Source organism: Pseudomonas sp. A-1 (assembly GCF_004801855.1).
Taxonomy (GTDB): domain Bacteria; phylum Pseudomonadota; class Gammaproteobacteria; order Pseudomonadales; family Pseudomonadaceae; genus Geopseudomonas.
Window position 1 is genome coordinate 1 of sequence record NZ_SSTC01000246.1, and the last position, 520, is coordinate 520.

Genomic DNA, 520 nt, shown 5'->3' on the forward strand with positions numbered 1-520 from the left:
CGCCGGTCTGCACCTCGTCGGCGATCAGCAGGATGCCGTGCTGGTCGCACAGGGCGCGCAGGCGCTGCATGAAGGCCTTGGAGTTGACGTAGAAACCGCCCTCGCCCTGCACCGGCTCGATGATGATCGCGGCGATGTCCTGCGGCTGGGCATCGTTCTTGAAGATGCGCTCGATGCTGGCGATGGCGTCGTCCTCGCTGATGCCGTGCAGCTCGCAGGGCGCCAGGGCGCGGAACACGCCGCCCGGCATCAGGCCCATGCCGGCGGAGTAGGGCACCACCTTGCCGGTCAGCGACAGGGTCATCATGGTGCGGCCGTGGTAGGCGCCGGTGAAGGCGATCACCCCGGCGCGGCCGGTGGCGGCGCGGGCGATCTTCACGGCGTTCTCGACGGCCTCGGAGCCGGAGGTGACCAGCAGGGTCTTCTTGGCGAAATCGCCCGGCACGCGCTTGGCGATTTCCTCGCACAGGGCGATGTAGGGCTCGTAGGCCAGCACCTGGAAGCAGGTGTGCGACAGCTT

Annotated in this window: 1 protein-coding gene; it reads right to left on the reverse strand. The window is 68.5% G+C overall.

The genetic code is table 11. From position 1 onward, the window contains the following. The coding region (locus E5198_RS21400; protein WP_136491884.1) for an aminotransferase class III-fold pyridoxal phosphate-dependent enzyme at window positions 1-520 on the reverse strand (520 nt) is incomplete at both ends.